The sequence below is a fragment of the Nonomuraea sp. NPDC049129 genome (genome assembly GCF_040648495.1).
Taxonomy (GTDB): Bacteria; Actinomycetota; Actinomycetes; order Streptosporangiales; family Streptosporangiaceae; genus Nonomuraea.
This window is the reverse complement of sequence record NZ_JBEZDU010000032.1, coordinates 79,428-97,899: the sequence shown is the minus strand read 5'-3', so window position 1 is coordinate 97,899 and position 18,472 is coordinate 79,428. Positions and strand designations below refer to the sequence as shown.

General features: G+C 69.4%; 21 protein-coding genes. 10 read left to right on the top strand and 11 right to left on the bottom strand.

Annotation, left to right across the window (positions count from 1 at the left end):
• Nucleotides 1–111 precede the first annotated feature (111 nt).
• A complete protein-coding gene (locus AB0B64_RS52695) occupies nt 112–849 on the bottom strand; it encodes an SDR family oxidoreductase (RefSeq protein WP_358199859.1) in 738 nt (245 codons plus the stop codon).
• A gap of 212 nt (nt 850–1,061) precedes the next feature.
• Nucleotides 1,062–1,898 carry an NmrA/HSCARG family protein gene (locus AB0B64_RS52690; RefSeq protein ID WP_358199846.1) on the bottom strand — a complete coding sequence of 279 codons (837 nt, stop codon included), beginning with the start codon at nt 1,896–1,898 and terminating at the stop codon, nt 1,062–1,064.
• An 88-nt stretch (nt 1,899–1,986) separates the two neighbouring features.
• Between AB0B64_RS52690 and AB0B64_RS52685 the strand changes: the two genes are divergently transcribed.
• Nucleotides 1,987–2,625 carry a helix-turn-helix domain-containing protein gene (locus tag AB0B64_RS52685; protein ID WP_358199839.1) on the top strand — a complete coding sequence of 213 codons (639 nt, stop codon included), beginning with the start codon at nt 1,987–1,989 and terminating at the stop codon, nt 2,623–2,625.
• Between the two features lie 62 nt (nt 2,626–2,687).
• Here AB0B64_RS52685 and AB0B64_RS52680 read toward each other — a convergent pair whose 3' ends face one another.
• Together AB0B64_RS52680 and AB0B64_RS52675 are read right to left on the bottom strand one after the other, a co-directional pair.
• On the bottom strand, nt 2,688–3,245 hold the full coding sequence (locus AB0B64_RS52680; protein ID WP_358199818.1) for a GNAT family N-acetyltransferase: 558 nt from the start codon (nt 3,243–3,245) through the stop codon (nt 2,688–2,690).
• Between the two features lie 81 nt (nt 3,246–3,326).
• Complete coding sequence (locus AB0B64_RS52675) at nt 3,327–3,896, bottom strand: carboxymuconolactone decarboxylase family protein (protein WP_358199809.1); 570 nt, start codon at nt 3,894–3,896, stop codon at nt 3,327–3,329.
• Between the two features lie 82 nt (nt 3,897–3,978).
• On the opposite strand from AB0B64_RS52675, the gene AB0B64_RS52670 reads away from it, so the two are divergent.
• Nucleotides 3,979–4,338, top strand: a complete 360-nt coding sequence (locus AB0B64_RS52670) for a helix-turn-helix domain-containing protein (protein ID WP_357952103.1) — start codon at nt 3,979–3,981, stop codon at nt 4,336–4,338.
• A 43-nt stretch (nt 4,339–4,381) separates the two neighbouring features.
• On the opposite strand, the gene AB0B64_RS52665 is transcribed toward AB0B64_RS52670, so the two are convergent.
• A complete protein-coding gene (locus AB0B64_RS52665; protein WP_358199792.1) occupies nt 4,382–5,422 on the bottom strand; it encodes a substrate-binding domain-containing protein in 1,041 nt (346 codons plus the stop codon).
• Complete coding sequence (locus AB0B64_RS52660; RefSeq protein ID WP_358199779.1) at nt 5,406–7,862, bottom strand: glycoside hydrolase family 3 N-terminal domain-containing protein; 2,457 nt, start codon at nt 7,860–7,862, stop codon at nt 5,406–5,408. Before AB0B64_RS52660 ends, AB0B64_RS52665 begins: the two co-directional genes overlap by 17 nt.
• Nucleotides 7,863–8,139: 277 nt before the next feature.
• On the opposite strand from AB0B64_RS52660, the gene AB0B64_RS52655 reads away from it, so the two are divergent.
• The 4 genes from AB0B64_RS52655 (at nt 8,140) to AB0B64_RS52640 (ending at nt 11,827) form a co-directional block, all read left to right on the top strand.
• Nucleotides 8,140–9,477 (top strand): extracellular solute-binding protein, encoded by a 1,338-nt coding sequence (locus tag AB0B64_RS52655; RefSeq protein WP_357952106.1) that lies wholly within the window; start codon nt 8,140–8,142, stop codon nt 9,475–9,477.
• Complete coding sequence (locus AB0B64_RS52650) at nt 9,474–10,400, top strand: sugar ABC transporter permease (protein WP_357952107.1); 927 nt, start codon at nt 9,474–9,476, stop codon at nt 10,398–10,400. The genes AB0B64_RS52655 and AB0B64_RS52650 overlap by 4 nt, the downstream gene beginning before the upstream one ends.
• A gap of 1 nt (nt 10,401) precedes the next feature.
• Nucleotides 10,402–11,295, top strand: coding sequence for a carbohydrate ABC transporter permease (locus tag AB0B64_RS52645; protein ID WP_358199759.1), 894 nt, complete (start codon nt 10,402–10,404; stop codon nt 11,293–11,295).
• Nucleotides 11,296–11,500: 205 nt separating this feature from the next.
• Nucleotides 11,501–11,827: an STAS domain-containing protein gene (locus AB0B64_RS52640; protein WP_357952109.1), complete on the top strand. Its 327-nt coding sequence runs from the start codon at nt 11,501–11,503 to the stop codon at nt 11,825–11,827.
• Nucleotides 11,828–11,867: 40 nt separating this feature from the next.
• On the opposite strand, the gene AB0B64_RS52635 is transcribed toward AB0B64_RS52640, so the two are convergent.
• From AB0B64_RS52635 to AB0B64_RS52620, 4 genes are all read right to left on the bottom strand, one after another.
• Complete coding sequence (locus AB0B64_RS52635) at nt 11,868–12,518, bottom strand: hypothetical protein (protein ID WP_357952110.1); 651 nt, start codon at nt 12,516–12,518, stop codon at nt 11,868–11,870.
• A gap of 86 nt (nt 12,519–12,604) precedes the next feature.
• Entirely contained in the window at nt 12,605–12,898 is a 294-nt protein-coding gene (locus AB0B64_RS52630; RefSeq protein WP_358199743.1) for a hypothetical protein, read from the bottom strand.
• Nucleotides 12,899–12,901: 3 nt separating this feature from the next.
• On the bottom strand, nt 12,902–13,219 hold the full coding sequence (locus tag AB0B64_RS52625) for a hypothetical protein (RefSeq protein ID WP_357952112.1): 318 nt from the start codon (nt 13,217–13,219) through the stop codon (nt 12,902–12,904).
• 89 nt (nt 13,220–13,308) lie between these two features.
• Complete coding sequence (locus AB0B64_RS52620) at nt 13,309–13,779, bottom strand: hypothetical protein (protein ID WP_357952113.1); 471 nt, start codon at nt 13,777–13,779, stop codon at nt 13,309–13,311.
• A 218-nt stretch (nt 13,780–13,997) separates the two neighbouring features.
• Between AB0B64_RS52620 and AB0B64_RS52615 the strand changes: the two genes are divergently transcribed.
• Entirely contained in the window at nt 13,998–15,215 is a 1,218-nt protein-coding gene (locus AB0B64_RS52615) for a cytochrome P450 (protein ID WP_357952114.1), read from the top strand.
• Nucleotides 15,216–15,229: 14 nt separating this feature from the next.
• The gene (locus AB0B64_RS52610) at nt 15,230–15,424 is read left to right on the top strand and encodes a ferredoxin (RefSeq protein ID WP_357952115.1); all 195 of its coding nucleotides are present in this window, start codon (nt 15,230–15,232) and stop codon (nt 15,422–15,424) included.
• A 10-nt stretch (nt 15,425–15,434) separates the two neighbouring features.
• On the opposite strand, the gene AB0B64_RS52605 is transcribed toward AB0B64_RS52610, so the two are convergent.
• Nucleotides 15,435–16,082 (bottom strand): TetR/AcrR family transcriptional regulator, encoded by a 648-nt coding sequence (locus tag AB0B64_RS52605; protein ID WP_357952116.1) that lies wholly within the window; start codon nt 16,080–16,082, stop codon nt 15,435–15,437.
• A gap of 202 nt (nt 16,083–16,284) precedes the next feature.
• Here AB0B64_RS52605 and AB0B64_RS52600 point away from each other — a divergent pair, with 202 nt between their 5' ends.
• Together AB0B64_RS52600 and AB0B64_RS52595 are read left to right on the top strand one after the other, a co-directional pair.
• Complete coding sequence (locus AB0B64_RS52600; protein ID WP_358199707.1) at nt 16,285–17,739, top strand: MFS transporter; 1,455 nt, start codon at nt 16,285–16,287, stop codon at nt 17,737–17,739.
• Nucleotides 17,740–17,781: 42 nt separating this feature from the next.
• Complete coding sequence (locus tag AB0B64_RS52595) at nt 17,782–18,447, top strand: helix-turn-helix domain-containing protein (RefSeq protein ID WP_357952118.1); 666 nt, start codon at nt 17,782–17,784, stop codon at nt 18,445–18,447.
• The last annotated feature ends 25 nt before the right edge of the window (nt 18,448–18,472 follow it).

The following is an 18,472-nucleotide window of genomic DNA, read 5'->3' as shown; positions in this document are numbered from 1 at the left end:
AGTTTCCGCTGGGCGAGCCTGGCTCGCCGTAGGACGCCCTCCATCATGTACGGAAAGTAGTCGAGAAGACACTTACTGTGACGACAGGCTGTGGTCGCCACCGCCACGGGTTCAGCGCAGGTACGAGGCGCCGTTGAGGTCGAGCACCGTACCGCTGACGAACTCCGCCTCGGCCGAGGCGAGATAGCGCACCGCCGCCGCGACCTCCTGCGGCTGGGCGATCCGGCCGAACGGGCTCTGCGCCTCGACGCCGGCCCGGTTCTCCTCGGTCAGAATGGCGGCCGCCATGTCGGTCTCCACGAAACCCGGCGCCACCGAGGAGACCGCGATGCGGTGCGGGGCGAGCGCGATGGCCAGCGACTGACCCATCGCGGTCAGGCCGGCCTTGGCGGCGGCGTATCCCGGCGCCTGCGGCTCTCCCCGGTAGGCGCCGCGGGAGGCGACGTTGACGATGCGCCCGCCGCGGCCGCGCTCCACCATGTGCCGGGCCACGCACCAGGAGACGTTCGCGGCGCCGAGCAGGTCCACCTCGACGGTCCGGCGCCAGATTCGCTGCCAGGAGGCGTAGTCCACGGTCAGCGGATCGTGGAAGAGGTAGACGGCGGCGTTGTTCACGAGCACGTCGATGCCGTCGAGGGCGTCGATCGCCGCCGAGACGAACGCGGCGACGGCCTCCGGATCCGCTATGTCTCCCTGGACGACGGCGTGGCCATCGCCGTCGAGCGCGGATCTGACCTCCTCCGCCTCGCGGGGGGAGTCCCGGTGGTGGATCGCGACCCGGTCGCCGCCGCCGGCGAAGATCTTGGCGATCTCACGGCCGATCCCACGCGACGATCCGGTTACGAGCACGCCTCGACTGTCCACGATTGACCTCATTCCCAACAGATTCCGGCGGTACGCCGTCCAGACACGCTAGTGCGGGTCGCCGGACAACCAAGCTGCGGGGTGGATCCGCAGGAGAAGGCACAACGCCTCCGCTTCCTCGAAGGCGTTGTGCCGCTGGGTTGGGAGTCAGCAGGAGGCGAGCATGCTCTGTCGCAGGGGCTTGAGCCCAGCGTAGGTCAGGATCGGCTAGCGCTCAGTCGCCGGGTGAGGAACTGCTCGAACGTCAGCAGTTCCGGATGCCGACGGCGCAAGGCCACGATATCGGCCCGGTAACCCTCTTCAGCGAACCACTCGAACATGCGCTCATCGATCGGCAGTGCCTCGAACCTGGTCGGAGTGCCGGTGACGCGCTCATAGATCTCCGCGACCTCGGGGAAAGTGAGCTCGTCGCCGGCAAGTTCGATCTGCCGGCCGATGAACTGTGCGGGATTGTCGAAGGCATCAGCGGCGAAGACCCCGATGTCGTCGGTGGCGATGAGCTGCATCGGCTTGTCCGGCTTGACCGGCAACGCCAGGAGCCGCTCGCCCACGGCGTTGGCGTAGTGGAGAAGGTTGTTCATGAAGAACACCGGCCGCAGGATGGTGGCGGGCACGCCGAGGGTCAGGATGTGCTGCTCGATCTCGGCCTTACTTTCGAAGTGGTCGATGCCGGTCTCGCGTTCGGCGCCGCCCACGGAGCTGTAGACCAGGTGAGCGACGCCGCTGTCGCGGGCGATGTCGGCCACGGTCTTGCCATGGCGGACCTCGGCGGCCAAGGTCTCGGGCTCGTAGGCCAGCGCCTGGACGCTGAACACGCCGTGTACGCCGCTCATCGCCTCGCGCAAGGAGCTGGGGTCGTCGAACTCGCCCTGGACCAGCTCCGCGCCCTGCTCGCGCAGCGCTTGCGCTGCGGGCTTACGCGGATCACGGACGAGCGCGCGGACGGCCCAGCCGCGAACCAGCAGCTCGCGGGCGGTGGCTCCGCCCTGGTTGCCGGTCGCGCCAGTGACGAGAACAACACGGGAAGCAGACATGGTCAGATAACCGCCTCTTACTCGGAGCGTTTTGCTCCGGGTAATGTAACTCGGAGCGAAGCGCTCCGCAATCGGTATCCTGTGGTCCATGTCCGACCCCGTGACTCGCCGCAAGCGAGGCCCGCAGGCCTTGGCGGCCCGCAACGACCACGCGCTGATCGAGGCCGCCCGCCACGTGTTCACCACTCAGGGATTCGATGCGCCCGTATCAGCCGTCGCCGAGCATGCGGGCGTGGGCATGGGCAGCCTGTACCGCCGCTACCGCACCAAGGAAGAACTCCTCCAACGGTTGTGCGTCGACTCGATGGAACGCGTCGCGGCCGCCGCCCAGGACGGCCTGGCTCACGAGGACCCCTGGCAGGGACTGGCCTCCTACATCCAGCAATGCGTGGCCTTCGGCTTCGGCATCCTGGCCCCGCTGGCCGGCGCCATCGAGGTCACGCCCGAGATGCGGCGCGCCAACCAGCGAGCCCAGCACCTGGCCGACGAACTCATCGCCCGCACTCACCGCGCAGGAGTGCTTCGCACGGACGTGTCCACCATGGACATCTCCCTGCTCATCGGCCAGTTCAGCCGCACAGCCCCGCACCTGCCCGGGCACGGCGAAGAAGAGATCCGCTCCCGGCTGCTGGCCATCGCCCTGGACGGCTTGAAAGCCCACAACACCGGCCCGCTGCCCGGCAGACCACCCAGCGTGCAGCGCTACCAGGCCCTGTGGGATACCTGATGAGCGCAACCTCTGACGACGGTAGGCACTCTTGATGTCGGCACTTGCCGGCGATATGTTGCTCACGCCTCGACCAGGAGCTTCCGATCATATCTGCGCGGCGGGCACAGATACCAGGTGGTCGATGTCGACGTCGGAGGCGGCGGTCCAGGTCGCGCCGCGATTCTCAGGTAGGTGAAGCCGGCTCGGCCGGCCACCGCCGCCGAGGCGGTGTTCTCCGGATCCACCCTGATGACCGCTTGGGTCGCCCCGGCGGCTGCCGCGTGCAGGCAGGCCAGCCCCACCGCGCGGGTGGCGATGCCACGGCCGCGCCAGGCCGGGTAGAGCCCGTAGGCGAGATTGACCTGCCCGGGGACCAGATACGGCTGGTCGAACTGCACGTCGATCGTCCCCGCGAGGATTCCCTCTGAACGTATCCCGAACGTACGGACGGGCCCACCGGCCGCCCACTGCTCCAGACATCGGCGTATGTGCGTCTCGACCGTGGCCCGGGTCCCTGGTCCTCCGTTGAGCCAGCGCACCAGTTGGTCGTCTTCCCCGGCCAGGTGGGCGTCGATGTCATCCAGGCACAAGGGGGAGAGGGTGACCGTGCCGTCGGACAATCTCCAGCTCTCCCGCATACGGCGAGTCTTCGCCGACCCGTACGGGTCGCGCCACTGAATAATTGCCTGCCTGCCTGCCTGCCTGCCTCGGGAGGTTTCTCAGCTCGCGGGAGCGAAGTCGGCGAACCGTGGGGCGTGTGGCTCGTGGGGCACGCGTGCCGCCGTGGCGGCGAAGCTGATCGCGTGGTACCAGCCGCAGAGCATGAGGAGGTCGAGGACTTGGCCGTCGTCCATGACCTCCGCGAGCCGGGCCCACAGTGCGTCGTCGATGTCGCAGCTGTCGTGCAGGGCGTCGACGGCCTCGATCAGCAGGCGTTCTCGCGGGGACTCCCAGCACGGATCGCTGTGCGTCCCGTGCGTCACCGAGACGATCTGCGCGGTGGTCAGCCCGACCCGCTCGGCGAACATCGACACATGGACGCCCCACTCGTACTCGCAGCGGCACCGCGCACACGTACGGGCGATCGTGATCTCCCGCTCCCGCATGGTCAGCGTCAGCTGACGGCCCAGCTCGTAACGGCCCCATCCGTGCATCGCACCGGTCATCGGAAGATTGCGGGCGAACATCCGGAACAGCCCGATCGGCGGGACACCCGCCGGCATCATGCTCTCCAACTGCGCCCCGACTTCGGGCTCGTACGGCGGTTCCACCAGAGCTATGCGCGGCATCCACCCTCCCGCTGAGTGTTTCGGAAATCGAAACGGAACGCCCCGATGCTAATGTTTCGGAAATCGAAACGCAAGGAGGGGTATGTCGACGAATCGGACTCCGCTTCCTGGCCGGCCCGTTCGCGGCTCCGCGACCGGCCGGCCGCTGATGGCCGCCATGGACCTGCTGAGCCGACGCTGGGCGCTGCGGATCATCTGGGAGTTGCGAGACGGCCCGCTCGGCGCGCGCCCTCTGCTCGCCCGCTGCGAAGGGCTTTCCTCTAGCGTCCTGTACCAGCGCCTCGACGAACTGACGACCGCCGAACTGGTCGCTCCCAGCCAGGCGGGCTACACGCTGACCGTCGTAGGGGCGTCGCTTGGCCCCGCCCTTCGGGAGCTCAACGTCTGGGCCGACACCTGGGCCGAGACCATCCACGCACGCTCACCTGAACAGCCCCACTGACCTGGCCGCCTGAGGCTCGGACGGGCGGCAGCGGGACCGTGCCTCAGGGGGCCAAGGCGCTGGAGGCGGGCGATGCCGGGGCGGTCGAGCCGCGGACGATCAGTTCGGTGGCGAGTTCCACGTGGTGGGAGTCGATCTTCTCGCCGGCCGCCAGGCGCAGCGCCGTGCGCAGGGCGACGCCGCCCATCTCGCGCAGTGGCTGGCGGACGGTGGTCAGCGGGGGTGAGGCCATCGGGGCGAGCTGGGTGTCGTCGAAGCCCACGACACTGAGGTCCTCGGGGATGCGCAGGCCGCGCGCCCGGGCGGCCTCCATGACGCCCAGGGCCATCTCGTCGTTGGCCGCGAAGATCGCCGTCGGAGCCTGGGCCAGGTCGAGCACCGCCGCGCCGGTGACCATGCCGTCCGGGTAGTGGAAGTGCCCCGTCTGTACATAGGCGGGCGGCACGGGCACTCCCTCGGCCTCCATGGCGGCGCGGTAGCCGTGCAGGCGGGCCTGGTTGCAGGCCGCGGACGCCGGGCCGCCGAGGTAGGCGATGCGCCGGTGCCCGAGGGAGAGCAGGTGCTGGGTCGCGGCGAAGCCGCCCGTGAAGTTGGTCGACCCGATGCTGGTCACGCGGACGCTGGGCAGGTTCAGCGGGTCGATCACGACCAGCGGCAAGTGGGCCCGGGACAGGGCGGTCAGTTGTGCCGAGGTCAGCTCGCTGGTCACGGCGATCAGCGCCCGCCGACCGGCGGAGATCAGGGAGCGGACCCACCCAGGGGTACGCTCCCTGCCCCTGCGGATGCTGATGACGACCCCGATGCCGACTTCGGCCCCGGCCTCGACCGCGCCTTGGATGATCTCGGCGGAGTACGCGGTCAGATCCGTGTCGAACTGCACCTCGATCGTGCCGACCCCGGTCGCCTCGGTCCGGCGCGGTGACGGCGCGACGTAGTCGTGCTGCTGCAGCAAAGACTGCACCAGGGAGCGGGTCGCCGGCGCGACGTCGCTGCGGCCGTTGAGCACCTTGGAGACGGTCGCGACGGACACGCCGGCCGAGGCCGCCACGGTGGCCAGCGTGGCCCGCCTAGGACTGACCGGCATCTCTGCCCTCCTGTTTCCCTGCGACTTTCCCGGTGACGGGTTTCCCGGCGACGGGGTCCACGTCCACGGGCGTGACGAGCCGCCGGTCGCGACCGACGACCCGCAGCGGGCCGGTCAGCCGGACGACGCCGCGGCACGGCAGGTCGGCGGCGGAGGTGCCGACGAGCACCTCGACGTCCCCGGGCTCGACGATCCGCCGCAGGTCACGGCCGGTGAAGGCGGTCCGGTCAGCGTGTACGTGAAAGCGTACGCACGCACTCGTACCCGCCTCCAACCGGACCCGCGCGAACCCGGCCAGCTGCCGCACCGGCCGGGTGACCTGGGCGAGCACGTCGTGCAGGTACAGCTGGACGACCTCCTCGCCCGCCCGGCCACCGGTGTTGCGGACGCGGACCGACACCGTGAACTCCCCGTCCGTGGGCACCTCGGCGTCGCTGATGAGCAGGTCGCCGACCTCGAAGGAGGTGTAGGAGGTGCCGTAGCCGAAGGGGAACAGCGGAGTGGGATCGAGGTTGCTGATGCCGTGACTGTTGAGGCCCAGCGGCGGCTGCAGATAGGTGCCCGGCTGCCCGCCCGGCCGGCGGGGAATCTGTACGGGCAGCCTGCCGCCTGGCTGTACCCGGCCGGACAGCACCCCGGCGATGGCCGCCGCGCCCTCCTCACCGGGCATGAACGCCTGGACGAGCGCGGCGGCCCCGGCGTGCACCTCGCCCAGCGCGTACGGACGGCCCGAGACGACGACCACGACGACCGGCGTCCCCGTGGCGGCGAGCTCGGCCAGCAGGTCCTCCTGCACCCCGGGCAGCCGCAGGTCCTCGGCGTCGCAGCCCTCGCCCGAGGTCCCCTGCCCGAACAGGCCCGCGAGGTCGCCCACGACGGCCACGCACAGGTCCGCCGCGCGGGCCGCGGCCGTCGCGGCGGCGAAGCCGGATCGGTCCTCGCCTCGCACGTCGCAGCCGGGTGCGTGGACGATCTCGGTGTCCGGCAGCTCGGTCCGCAGGGCGTCGAGGACGCTGGGCGCCTCGAGGCCGAGCCCGAGGCCGGGGTGGCGGGGCAGGACGTGGTTGGGGAAGGCGTAGCAGCCCATGAAGGCGCGCGGCTCGGCCGCGGCGGGCCCGACGACCGCGACGCGGCGCAGCTCCTCCGCGCGCAGGGGCAGCGCGGTGCCGCCGTCGAGCAGGACGATGGACCGCTCGGCCATCTCGCGGGCCAGCGCCCGGTTGTCCGGCGAGTCCAGGTCCACCGTGGCCCCCGCGGACACTGAGCCCTCGGGCGTCCAGTCCTGGTCGAGCAGCCCCAGCTGGACCTTCTGCGTGAGCAGGCGGCGCGCCGCCCGCTCCACCAGGGCTTCGGGCAGCTCGCCCCGGCGTACCCGCTCCACCAGGTGCGGGCCGAAACCGAGGGTGTCGGGCAGCTCGACGTCGATGCCCGCGCTGAGCGCCAGGACGCCGGCCTCGTCGGTGTCGGCGGCGACCTCGTGCATGGTCGCCAGGAACGGCACGGCCCAGTAGTCCGAGACGACGGTCCCGGTGAATCCCCACTCCTCGCGCAGCAGGTCGGTCAGCAGCCAGGAGTCGGCCGCGGCCGGGACGCCGTCCACGTCGGAGTAGGAGTTCATCACCGAGCGCGCGCCGCCCTCGGCGATGGCGGTCTCGAAGGGCGGCAGGATCATGTCCATCAGTTCGCGGCGGCCCATCGGGACGGGACCGTGGTTGCGGGCCGCCCGCGCGGCGGAGTAGCCGGCGAAGTGCTTGAGCGTGGCGATGATCCCGGCGCTCTCCAGGCCGCGGACGTAGGCGGCGCCGAGCATCGAGACGAGATAGGGATCCTCGCCCATCGTCTCCTCGACCCTGCCCCAGCGGTAGTCGCGCACGACGTCCAGCACAGGGGACAGGCCCTGGTGCACGCCCACGGCGCGCATGTCCCGTCCGATGGCGGCGGCCATCCGCTCCACGAGGCCGGGGTCGAACGTGGCACCCCACGCGATGGCGGCGGGGTAGACGGTCGCGCCGTACGTCGTGAACCCGGTCAGGCACTCCTCATGGACCAGCGCCGGAATGCCGAGCCGGGACCGTTCGACGACCAAGCTCTGCAGGCGGACCACCTCCGCCGCACCCTCGGCGGCGGTGACCGGTCCGCTGCCGAAGACGCGGGTCAGGTGACCGAGCCCGTGGCGGCTCGCCTCCTCCAACGGGATGGTCCCGGACGCGGCGAACACGTCCTGCATCGGCGCCACATTGAGGGTCACGTCCGGGTCCGGATCGGGCTGGTCGGCCGGCCGGCTGTCGTTGCCCACCCACCGGCTGCCGAGCTGGCCGACCTTCTCCTCCAGGGTCATCTCGGCAAGGAGGGCGTCGACCCGTTCGGCCACGGGGAGCGTCTGGTCCTGCCACGGGCGGAGAACCCGCGCCGCCGCGAGGGGCCGATCTACAGCCGTCATCTGCTGCTCTCCTTAGTGCCGCAATATTTCGCAATGTTTCGGCGCAGTCAAGTGATCTTTACGGGTAGTGCTTGCCGGGCGTTCCTGGGTCTTGACACGTCAACAGCCGAAATCTAGATTGACGGCCGCGCGGTCATTTCGCAAATGTTTCGAGAACCTACTTAAAAGGCGGATTGGGGGAGAGGCATCGGGGGGTGCTGCTCCACGACCGCCGGCCACCGCATCCGATGATCAACGAGCCGCGGCCCGCCCCCGGCATTCGAGTACGGAGATCAGCGTGGAGTCCAGGACAACGTCTCGCCGCACCTTCCTCAGCCTCTCGATGGGCCTGCCCCTGGGGGCCGCGCTCGCCGCCTGCGGCAGCTCCGGCCCCACCAAACCCGGTGCCAGCAGTGGTGGTGGTGGCGCCAAGGCCACCTACTGGTACCTGTCCACGCAGCCGCAGGAAGGCATCCGCACCGCCGCCATGGAGCGGTTCAACAAGGCCAACCCCAACGGCCAGATCGCCGGGACGACCTTCCAGAACGACGCCTTCAAGACGAAGATCAAGACGGCGATCGGGGCCGGCCAGGCGCCCACCATCATCTGGGGCTGGGGCGGCGGCGGCCTGCGCAGCTACGTACAGGCCGGCCAGGTCGAGGACCTCACCTCGTGGTTCGGGCAGAACGCGGCGGTCAAGGACCGGTTGTTCCCGTCCTCGTTCGGGGCCGCGACGGTGGACGGCAAGATCTACGCGATGCCGTGCGAGACCGTGCAGCCGATCGTCCTGTACTACAACAAGAAGCTCTTCGAGCAGATCGGCGCCCAGCCGCCCCAGTCCTGGGGCGACATCATGGACCTGGTGCCCAAGTTCAACGCCAAGGGCATCGCGCCGTTCTCCCTCGGCGGGCAGTCCCGCTGGACGAACATGATGTGGCTGGAGTTCCTCTTCGACCGCATCGGCGGCTCCGAGGTGTTCCAGGCCGTGTTCGACGGTCAGAAGGACGCCTGGTCCAACCCGGCCGCCATCGACGCCCTGACCAAGATGCAGGAGCTGATCAAGGCCAACGGGTTCATCAAGGGCTTCTCCTCGATCACCGCGGACTCCAACGCCGACCAGGCGCTGCTGTACACCGGCAAGGCCGCGATGATGCTCCACGGCGGCTGGACGTACGGGAGCATGTCCAAGGACGGCGGCGACTTCGTCTCCGGTGGCAGCCTCGGCTACATGAACTTCCCGCCGGTCGACGGCGGTAAGGGCGACCCCAGCGACACGGTCGGCAACCCCGGCCAGTACATGTCGATCTCCTCCAAGGCGACCCCGGAGCAGAAGGAGATCGCCAAGAAGTTCTTCGCCTCGTTGCTCTCGGACGAGGAGATCAAGGCGTGGGTCGGGGCCGGCTCGGTGCCGATCGTCAAGGGCGCCGACAGCGCGTTCACCTCCTCCAAGGACGCGGAGTGGCTGAAGTTCGTCTACGGCATCGCCAGCAATGCCAAGACCTTCGCCCAGTCCTGGGACCAGGCGCTCAGCCCCACGGCGGCGGAGGTGCTGCTCGACAACATCGCCAAGCTGTTCCAGCTGTCGATCTCGCCGCAGCAGTTCACCACCAACATGAACGCGGTCATCGGCAAGTGACCACCATTCCGACCTCCGCCGGACCAGGTCAGCCATCGGCCCGGGCGCGAGGGGGACGCAACCTCCCCCTCGCGTGGCTGACCGTTCCGGCGCTGGTGTTCTTCGTGGGCTTCGGGGTGATCCCGCTGATCGGGGTCCTCGCGCTCAGCTTCACCACCTGGGACGGCATCGGCGACATCCACTTCTCGGGCTTCACCAGCTGGCACGCCGTCCTCACCGACCCCGGCCTGCCGCACGCGCTGTGGGTGACGTTCCTGATCATGGCGCTGTCCTGGCTGGTGCAGACGCCGGCGAGCATCCTGCTCGGGGTGTTCCTGGCCGGGGCCCAGCGCTACCGCGCGGTGCTGTCGGTGCTGTACTTCATCCCGCTCCTGCTCAGCTCGGCGGCCATCGCCATCACCTACAAGGCGCTGCTCGACCCGAACTTCGGCCTCGGCGCCGGACTGAAGATCGAGCTGCTCAGCCAGGACTGGCTCGGCCGGCCCGGCCTCGCCCTCGGCGTCGTGGTCTTCGTGGTGTCCTGGCAGTTCATCCCGTTCCACTCGCTGATCTACCAGGGCGGCGTACGGCAGATCCCGAAGTCGATGTACGAGGCCGCGGAGCTGGACGGCGCCGGGCGGGTGCGCAAGTTCTTCAGCATCACCCTGCCGCAGCTGAAGTACACGATGATCACGTCCACGACCCTCGTGCTCGTCGGCTCGCTGACCTTCTTCGACCTGATCTTCGTGCTGACCGCCGGGGGTCCGGGCGACGCCACCCGGGTGCTCGCCCTGGACATGTACAAGCGGGGCTTCCAGGCCAACCTCATGGGCCCGGCCAGCGCGATCGCCCTCATCCTCGTCCTCGTGGGCCTCGCCCTGTCGCTGTTGCTGCGCCGGCTCGGCGGCGGCAAGGCCGACCACAGCCAGATGGAAGGGGCCTGACATGGGGACGACCCTGACAACACGCCCTGAGCGGACCAGCGCCCAGAAGCCCCGGCACGAACGCGACGCGCCCGCCCGGCACTGGAACTGGCTGGGCGGCGCGACCGGGTGGCTCTGGCTGGTCGTCGTGGTGGTGCCCGTCTACTGGATCGTCATCACCAGCTTCAAGACGCAGAGCAACTACTACGCGATGAACCCGCTGGCGCCGCCGACCGAGCCGACCCTGGCCAACTACCGCATGGTCATCGAGTCCGACTTCATCCAGTACTTCGTCAACAGCCTCATCGTCACCGTCGGCGCGGTGATCCCTGCCGTCGGCGTCTCCTTCATGGCGGCCTACGCGATCGTCCGGGGCTCCTCCTCCCGCCGGTTCATCCGGTCGGTCAACTCCCTGTTCCTCATGGGCCTGGCCATCCCGCTGCAGGCGACGGTCATCCCGATCTACCTGATCATCATCCGGCTGCACCTCTACGACACCCTGCTGGCGATGATCCTGCCGTCGATCGCCTTCGCGATCCCGCTGTCGGTGCTGGTCCTGTCCAACTTCATCCGCGACGTCCCGAAGGAGTTGTTCGAGTCGATGCGGATGGACGGCGCCACCGAATGGGGGACGCTCTGGCGCCTGGCCTTCCCGCTGTCCCGGCCGGCCGTGGTGACGGTGACGATCTACAACGCGCTGACGATCTGGAACAACTTCCTGCTGCCGCTGATCCTCACGCAAAGCCCGGACAAGCGGACCCTGCCGCTGGCGCTGTGGACCTTCCAGGGCCAGTACAGCATCAACGTGCCGGCGGTGCTCGCCTCGGTCGTCCTGACCACGCTGCCGATCCTGACCCTGTACGTGGTGGGCCGGCGCCAGCTCCTCAGTGGCCTGATGGCGGGCTTCAGTAAATAATCGCGTGGAATATCTCTTTTGGTTAATGAATCGCCCAATACACCATTCCGAATACTGACCGGGAAATGCGATAAACTCATCCCACCGAGGACATCTCGTGCGTTGGCACCCAGGTCAGCGTCGCCCACGGCGATCGACCGCTCACGGGTTTCTCCAGAGATCTGGACAGGGCACGCTGAGCTCGGACCTCGATGGGGGAATCATCATGACCATCACGCACGCCATACCGCTTCCCAGAGCCGGCGGAACATCCGCTCCGACCACGATCCAGGTGAGCGGTGAGATCGACATCTTCACCAGCAAGGAGCTCCGTCAGAACCTCGTGACGGCCCTGACGACGTGCACCGGCACGCTCATCATCGACCTGTCGGGGGTGTCGTTCTGCGACGCCACCGGCCTGGGCATCCTGGTCGGCATCCAGCACCGCGCCCGTGCCCAGGGCATCACGCTCGCGCTGGCCGGGCCCCGCCCGTTCATGCTCGCTCTCCTGCACATGTCCGGGCTGGACCGCAGCCTGCCGATCATGCTGTGACCCGTCCCCGCGTCCTGAGGTGATCGGAAATCGGTAACGGTCAGTCGGCGATGTAGCCGATCGACTGGACGTCGTACCCGCGAGTGACCGAGCCCTTGAGGTGCATCAGCAGGGCGCCGCCGTCGTAGGAATAGGCGCAGCTGTAGCCCTTCGGCTCCTTGGTGCAGCCCTGGAAGTAGTAGGTCACGCCCTTGGGGTCGTACTTGACTCGGAAGAGTCTGGCGACCGCCTGCTGAGAGGCGACCTCGAGGCCGAGGTTGCGGTCGCCCTTCTGCCACGCCGTGAGCAGCTGCTTGGCGGCCACCGCCGGCTTGGTCACGTGGCGCGACTGGTAGACCCGGGTGACCTTCGAGCCTGAGACGATCATGAGCAGGCCGTTGAGCCCGCCCGGTACCCGCACGCTGGTGTGGACGAACCGGCACGCGTTGCCGGCGCAGCCCGCGAACTCGTCGGGCGCGCGGTAGACGTAGGAGAAGATCGAATTCACCGCCGCGGGGGTGCCCACCTTCGCGGCCGCCGCGCGGTCGCGCCGCAGCCACGCGTGGAACAGCTTGTTGGACACCTTCGCCGGAGTGGCCGCCGGTGCCGCTGTGTTCTGGGTGGCGGCACCGGCCGCCGCCGGGGAGGATGTGACCAGCAGCGCGGCGACCGCGGTCGCCGCGCCGGCACCGAATAACCATCGTCGTGACATACCGGCGACGCTAACGAGAGCCGCTTGCACGCAGATTGACACCGGCTTGGCAGCGGGTGCGCGCCGCCGGTCGGCCAGGACCGTGGCTAAAGGGTGGAAGACTCCTCCGTCACCAGGGCCCCGCTGGAGGTGTCGACCCGCATGTGCACCGGGCCGCTGATGAGCGACGGGTCCACGTGCAGCGTCCGCAGCGCGGCGTAGTCCAGCCCGCGATCCCTGGCCAGCGCGAGCGCCCGCTCGGCGACCACGCTCTCCGGCGTCTCCTCGACGCCCTCCATGTCCACGACGTGATGGACGTGCTGGATCACGCCGTCGGCGTCATACAGGACGCAGCTCTTGACGTAGGCGACCCGACCGCCGCCCGTTGACCTGAATTCCATCTCTCACCCCCAGAAGTCGAGCCGCGCGAGCAGCCAGCCGGTCTGATCCGTGCCCGTGGCGATCGCCAGAGTGACGCTGCTGACGCGGTCGAAGACCAGCGGCGGCCACGAGGGCCACTCGCCGAAGTCCACGTCCTGATCGGCGCCGGAGTCGAGCCTGCGCCGGAAGTGCTTGATCCCCGCGTACTGCGTCCCGCCCCCGGTCGCGCCGTACAGCGAGACTGACGTGCCGACCAGCGCCGGGGGAAGGTTGACATCGACCGTGTGGTAACCGTTTCCCCAGGCGGAGAACCAATGCCAGTCGATTCGAGTGACGGCCATCGCGCCCCCTCTCTCTTGGTTGTGCCGTTAAGCCAAGAGTGAGGAGGAATGGGGCGCCGCACCTGAGTAGTCCCCTACCCATTCGGGCGTCAGGAGTGGACGGCGCGGATCTCCGTGACGATGAACTCGTCGACGATGTGCTGGTTCTGCAGCAGGAACCCGACCATGCCCGCCACCGCCTCCGCGCCCAGTTCGGCGCGTATCTGCCCGCTCAGCAGGTAGACCAGGGGGGTCGACGGCTGGTCCAGCGCGAAGCGGCGGCCGTGGCGGTGTACGTCGTGCAGGGTCCTGATCGGGATCGGCCGCGCCGAGGTGAACCAGACCGCGACCTCCCACAACGGCAACGCCGGATCGGCGTCGGCCGAGACCTCGTAGCAGGTGACGCAGCCGTGCCCGGCGTGCTGCCCGTGCGGGCAGGTCCACTGGGCGATGTCGGCCCGGCTCTGGTCGTGGCTGCTGAGGATCGCCGCCTCCGTCACGCGCCGGCGCGCCGATCGCCGCGGGCCCTCGGACGAGGGAAAGTAGTCGTTGACGATGATCGGGTCCCTTCTCTCCCACATTTCCGATCTATTGAGCCTAGCTCCCACGCGACGCTCCGCGACGGCCCCGCGCCCGACGGTCGCCCGTCGCCGGTCAGCCGCACCACCCGCCGACCGCCAAGCCCGTTATGCACCAAAGGCGGCCCGGAAGGGCATCCGAGGGCCATTTCAAGGAGGTTGCCTTAATAAAGCAGCCGACTTAAGGTGAGTGCGATCAGGTTCCCGAACTGGAGGGCACGATGACTGCTGAGGCGATTCCTGACTATCCCTTCACCCGGGCCACGGCTCTGGAGCCGCCCGCGGAGCTGGCGGAGCTGCGCGAGCAGTGCCCTGTCGCGCACGTCCGGCTGCCCAGCGGCGACGTGGCCGGGCTGGTGACCCGGTATGACGACGCCCGTGCGGTGATCTCGGACCCGCGGTTCAGCCGCAACCTCGCCCGTGAGGGCGCCGCCCGCATGTCCACCACGAAGGACGGCGGCCTGTTCAGCCGGCGCCGGATGGGCAGCGAGAACATCAGCGAGGGGGAGGGGCACCTGCGATGGCGGCGGCTGCTCAGCCGCTGGTTCACGGTCCGGCGGATGGAGGTGTGGCGCCCCAGGATCCAGGCGATGACCGACGACCTGGTGGACGGCCTCGTGGCCAAGGGCTCCCCGGCGAACCTGTCGGCCGGGCTGGGACTGCCGCTTCCGGTGCGCGTCATCTGCGCGCTGGTCGGCGCGCCCAGCGAGGACCAGGACAAGTTCGCCCACTGGTCGCGCACCATGCTGACCCTGACGCGTAACACCCAGGAGGAGGTCGACCAGGCGTACGAGGAGTTCAACGCCTACGTCTCCGACCTGATCGACCGCAACCGGGCCAACCCGGGCGACGACCTGCTCAGCGAGCTGACGCAGATCACCGACAGCGAGGACGGCCGCCTCAGCCACGCCGAGCTGATCGCCACCGTGCGCGGGCTGCTGCTGGCCGGGCACGAGACCACGTCGAACATGATCGCCATCATGGCGGCGATGGTGCTCTCCGAGCGGGAGCGCTTCGAGGCGGTGATCGACGACCCCGAGCTGATCCAGGGCACGGTCGAGGAGGTCCTCCGCATGGACAGCACGCTCTCGGCGATCGGCGTGCCCAGGTTCATCACCGAGGACGTCGAGCTGAGCGGCGTGACGGTGCCCGCGGGGACGACGCTGATCCCCAGCGCGCCCTCCGCCAACCGGGACCCGCGCAAGTTCCCCGACCCCGAGCGGTTCGACCCGCGCCGGCAGGCCAACCAGCACCTCACCTTCGGCGCGGGGCCGCACTTCTGCATCGGCCAGCCCCTGGCCAGGATGGAGCTTCAGGTCGTGCTGGGCACGCTGGCCCAGCGGCTGCCGAGCCTGCGGCTGCGGGATGCCCCAGACGAGCTCAAGCTCCGTACCGGAGGGCTCTCCGGCGGGCTGCAGGACGTCTGGGTCACGTGGTAGGTGGAGGGTCCGTCATGAAGGTGATCGCCGACCAGGACCTGTGTTGCGCCAGCGGGATGTGCGTGATGACCGCCGACCAGGTCTTCGACCAGCGCGAGGAGGACGGTGTCGTCGTCGTGCTGGTCGAGGCGCCCCCGCCGGAGCAGCATGAGGCGGTGCGCGTCGCGGCCGCGGGCTGCCCCGCCTCGGCCATCCGCCTCCTGGAGTGACATCCGCCCATCAGGGAGTGGCGCTGACCGGGGCCAGCCACAGGCCGGTGATCGCGTCGATCATCCCCGTCGCGGCGGCGTCCCAGGTCGCGTGCGGGGTGGCCGTGCCCTCGTGCAGCGCGCGTTCCCGCTCGGCGCACATGTGCACCAGCAGGTGCCGGATCATGTCCTTGCGCTCCTGTCGTACCTGCTCGGGCAGGTCGGGTACGAGCCGGGAGATCCCGTCGAGGGTCTGCCGCAGCGACGAGGACGTGATCGTCTCGTCGGTGACGAGCTTGCGGAAGGCGGGGTCGGTGGTGACCTGGGCGGCGAACCGGGCGTACCACGTTGGGGTGCCCAGATCGGCTATGTGTTCGGTGACGGGGCGTACGAGGCAGGCGATCCACTCGTGCAGGCCGGCCGAATCCGTGATCGTCGTGAGCATCTCGGCGCGCCGCCGCTCCATCGGCTCGGCGTGCCGGCGGACGATCGCGAGTACGAGATCGGTCTTCGTGCCGATGTGGTAGCCGACCGCGGAGTTGTTGGCCTGCCCCGCCGCCTCGCTGACCTGGCGGTTGGACACCGCCGCCACCCCGTGCTCGGCGAACAGCCGCTCGGCCGTCGTCACGAGCAGCTCACGGGTCTCGCCGCCACGCTCGGGCTTGGTCGTGGTCACCATTACCTCCGCACGGTCGTGGGAGCACCGTAGAGGGATCGCCTTGATTAAGTCAACTGCTTGACTCGATTGAGGCGATCGCCTTACGGTTGGGATGGCCGCCGCGCGATCTTCGCGTACCCGAAAGTGGGTGCGGGCGTGAGCGCGGCGCACAAGGGGGAGTGGTCATAGAGCCCCATATCGCAACGATCGAGACAGGACGTCGATGACGACGCTGGTCCCTGGGACCGAGGTGCGGGCGCCACGCGGCGGCCTGACAGTGGCGGTGCTGGCGTTCGCCGGCATCGTGGTCGCGCTCATGCAGACCTTGGTCATCCCGTTGGTCCCGCAGCTGCCGACCCTGCTGCACGCCACCCCGTCGAACACCTCCTGGGCCATCACCGCCACTCTGCTGGCCGGCGCCGTGGCCACCCCGGTGTTCGGAGGGCTGGGGGACATGTACGGCAAGCGGCTGATCCTCGTGCTCTGCCTCGGGCTGCTGGTGACCGGGTCGGTCGTCTGCGCGCTCAGCAACTCGCTGGCCCCGATGATCGTGGGCCGGGCACTCCAGGGCGCGGCCGCCGGTGTCATCCCGCTGGGCATCAGCATCATGCGTGACGAACTGCCCCCCGAGAAGCTCGGCTCGGCGATCGGGCTGATGAGCTCCTCGCTGGGCGTCGGCGGCGCGCTGGGCCTGCCGAGCGCCGCGCTGCTCGCCGAGCACATCGGCTGGCACGTGCTGTTCTGGGTCTCGGCGGCGCTCGGCGCCGTGGTGGCCGGACTGGTGCTGGCCATCGTGCCGGAGTCGCCGCTGCGCACCGGTGGCCGCTTCGACGTGCTGGGCGCGGTCGGGTTGACGGCCGGACTGGTGTGCCTGCTGCTGGCCATCTCCAAGGGCGGCGACTGGGGCTGGACCAGCGGCACCGTTCTGGGGCTGTTCGCCGCCGCCGCGGTCATCCTGCTGCTGTGGGGTGTGTGGGAGCTCCGCGCGCGGCGGCCCCTGGTGGACCTGCGGATCACCGCCCGCCGCCGGGTGCTGGTGACGAATCTGGCCTCCATCACGGTCGGCTTCTCGATGTTCGCGATGTCGCTGGTGCTGCCCCAGGTGCTGGCGATGCCGGCGGCCACGGGATACGGCCTCGGCCAGTCGTTGCTCGTGATCGGCCTGTGCATGGCGCCGGGCGGCCTGGTGATGATGGCCACCTCGCCGCTCGCGGCGCGGCTGTCGGCCGCGCGGGGTCCAAAGGTGTCGCTGATGACGGGCTCGCTGGTGATCGCCGTCGGCTACTTCCTGGGCATCGTGCTCATGAGCGGGGTCTGGCAGATCGTCGTGTTCACCTGCGTCATCAGCGCCGGGGTCGGCATCGCGTACGCCGCCATGCCCGCGCTGATCATGTCGGCCGTCCCGGCGTCGGAGACCGGCGCGGCCAACGGCCTGAACGCCCTCATGCGCTCGATCGGCACCTCCACCTCCAGCGCGGTGATCTCGGTCGTCCTGGCCAACATGGTCATCCGCTTCGGCCCCGCCGAACTGCCGTCCCTCACCGGCTTCCGGGTCGCCATGCTCATCGGCGGCGGCGCGGCGCTGGCCGCCTTCCTGATCGCCGCGTTCATCCCGAGCGGCCGCGATACGGGTAATCTGGCCCCGGTGGAGGCAGGGACCGCGACCAGAGCGCGGTGAACCAGAGCGAGGTCAGGCAACGGTCATGAAGGTCAGTGCAACATGACGCTCTCCGAGACGGCCGCCTCGATCTCGCCCCGCTCCGCGCTCGCCAGGGACAAGCTGATGCACACCGCGGAGCGGCTCTACGCGGAGCACGGGTTCGCGAACGTGTCGATCAGGAAGATCGGCGAGGCGGCGGGCCAGCGCAACAAGTCGGTGGTGCAATACCACTTCAGCACCCGTGACGAGCTCATCCACGCGATCCTGGCCCGGCACATGGCCGCGATCGAGAAGCACCGCGTCGCGATGGTGGCCGCGCTGGGCGAGTCGGGCGAGATGTCCCTGCGAGACTGGGCCACCTGCCTCGTCCTGCCGAGCATCGAGCATCACATCGACGTGGGCACGCCGTCCTGGTACGGCCGGTTCCTCGCCCAGGCCGTCGTGGAGCCCAGCCTGCGCGAATACACGATCCAGGCGCATCTGAACATGCCGTCGTTCCGCCGCCTGGAAGAGCTGGGCCAGCCGCCCGGGCGGGCCGCCGACCCTGAGCTCTCCGCGCAGCGGGGCGCGATGATCCGGCAGCTCATCGTCCACATGAGCGCCGAGCTGGAAGCCGATTTGGCCGACCGCCAGGCCGACCCTGGAACCGCCGAGCGGTCTTGGCGGCGGCTGGGGGACAACCTGATCACCGCCATCACCGGGCTCAGCTCCGCCCTGCGGGAGTAGTGCTGGCTGTGGTGGCCGAGGCGGC